A 420-nucleotide genomic window follows, 5' to 3' on the forward strand; every position below is an offset into this window, starting at 1 on the left:
GACCTGGAACGGTCCGCCGGAGAGGGTGAGAGTCCTGTAACCGAAAACACGGTGCCTGTTGTGATGGATACCCGAGTAGCAGCGAGCCCGTGAAATTCGCTGTGAATCTGCCGAGACCACTCGGTAAGCCTAAATACTACCTTGCGACCGATAGCGGACAAGTACCGTGAGGGAAAGGTGAAAAGTACCCCGGGAGGGGAGTGAAATAGTACCTGAAACCGTGTGCTTACAATCCGTCAGAGCCCTCGTTGTGGGGTGATGGCGTGCCTTTTGAAGAATGAGCCTGCGAGTCAGTGCTCGGTGGCGAGGTTAACCCGTTGTGGGGTAGCCGTAGCGAAAGCGAGTCCGAATAGGGCGTTTGAGTCGCCGGGTCTGGACCCGAAGCGGAGTGATCTACCCATGGCCAGGGTGAAGCAGCAG

1 rRNA gene is annotated in these 420 nt (G+C 57.1%); it reads left to right on the plus strand.

The window, feature by feature from the left end:
• Nucleotides 1-420: ribosomal RNA gene (locus AXK60_RS25350) — 23S ribosomal RNA — on the plus strand; the annotation flags it as partial.

It is taken from the genome of Tsukamurella pseudospumae (assembly GCF_001575195.1).
GTDB lineage: Bacteria > Actinomycetota > Actinomycetes > Mycobacteriales > Mycobacteriaceae > Tsukamurella > Tsukamurella pseudospumae.